Origin of the sequence: Morganella sp. EGD-HP17, from assembly GCF_000512315.2 — a bacterium.
Lineage (GTDB): Bacteria > Pseudomonadota > Gammaproteobacteria > Enterobacterales > Enterobacteriaceae > Morganella > Morganella morganii.
The window spans coordinates 1-1755 of record NZ_AZRH01000056.1 but is presented as its reverse complement, the minus strand read 5'-3'; the positions used below and the strand labels follow the sequence as shown (position 1 = coordinate 1755).

At 53.0% G+C, this 1755-nt stretch carries 1 rRNA gene; it reads left to right on the top strand.

The annotated features are described in order from the left end of the window. Positions 1-1755: ribosomal RNA gene (locus X965_RS18680) — 23S ribosomal RNA — on the top strand; the annotation flags it as partial.

The following is a 1755-nucleotide window of genomic DNA, read 5'->3' as shown; positions in this document are numbered from 1 at the left end:
GATGAGTAAGGCGGGACACGTGTTATCCTGTCTGAATATGGGGGGACCATCCTCCAAGGCTAAATACTCCTGACTGACCGATAGTGAACCAGTACCGTGAGGGAAAGGCGAAAAGAACCCCGGCGAGGGGAGTGAAAAAGAACCTGAAACCGTGTACGTACAAGCAGTGGGAGCACCCTTCGGGGTGTGACTGCGTACCTTTTGTATAATGGGTCAGCGACTTATATTCTGTAGCAAGGTTAACCGGATAGGGGAGCCGCAGGGAAACCGAGTCTTAACTGGGCGAATTAGTTGCAGGGTATAGACCCGAAACCCGGTGATCTAGCCATGGGCAGGTTGAAGGTTGGGTAACACTAACTGGAGGACCGAACCGACTAATGTTGAAAAATTAGCGGATGACTTGTGGCTGGGGGTGAAAGGCCAATCAAACCGGGAGATAGCTGGTTCTCCCCGAAAGCTATTTAGGTAGCGCCTCGTGAACTCATCTCCGGGGGTAGAGCACTGTTTCGGCTAGGGGGTCATCCCGACTTACCAACCCGATGCAAACTGCGAATACCGGAGAATGTTATCACGGGAGACACACGGCGGGTGCTAACGTTCGTCGTGAAGAGGGAAACAACCCAGACCGCCGGCTAAGGTCCCAAAGTCATAATTAAGTGGGAAACGAAGTGGGAAGGCTCAGACAGCCAGGATGTTGGCTTAGAAGCAGCCATCATTTAAAGAAAGCGTAATAGCTCACTGGTCGAGTCGGCCTGCGCGGAAGATGTAACGGGGCTAAATTATGCACCGAAGCCGCGGCAGCGATATGTAAATATTGTTGGGTAGGGGAGCGTTCTGTAAGCCTGTGAAGGTGACCTGTGAGGGTTGCTGGAGGTATCAGAAGTGCGAATGCTGACATAAGTAACGATAATGCGGGTGAAAAACCCGCACGCCGGAAGACCAAGGGTTCCTGTCCAACGTTAATCGGGGCAGGGTGAGTCGACCCCTAAGGCGAGGCTGAAAAGCGTAGTCGATGGGCAACGGGTTAATATTCCCGTACTGGTGGTAACTGCGAAGGGGGGACGGAGAAAGCTAAATCATCCGGGCGACGGTTGTCCCGGTTTAAGCGTGCAGGTGGACTGACCAGGCAAATCCGGTCGGTTGTTAACACTGAGGCGTGACGACGAGCCACTACGGTGGTGAAGTGATTGATGCTCTGCTTCCGGGAAAAGCCTCTAAGCTCCAGGTTACCATTAATCGTACCCCAAACCGACACAGGTGGTCAGGTAGAGAATACTCAGGCGCTTGAGAGAACTCGGGTGAAGGAACTAGGCAAAATGGTGCCGTAACTTCGGGAGAAGGCACGCTGGCACTAGGTGAAGTGGTTTACCCACGGAGCTGAAGCCAGCCGCAGATACCAGCTGGCTGCAACTGTTTATTAAAAACACAGCACTGTGCAAACACGAAAGTGGACGTATACGGTGTGACGCCTGCCCGGTGCCGGAAGGTTAATTGATGAGGTCAGCCGCAAGGCGAAGCTTCTGATCGAAGCCCCGGTAAACGGCGGCCGTAACTATAACGGTCCTAAGGTAGCGAAATTCCTTGTCGGGTAAGTTCCGACCTGCACGAATGGCGTAATGATGGCCAGGCTGTCTCCACCCGAGACTCAGTGAAATTGAACTCGCTGTGAAGATGCAGTGTACCCGCGGCAAGACGGAAAGACCCCGTGAACCTTTACTATAGCTTGACACTGAACATTGAGCCTTGATGTGTAGG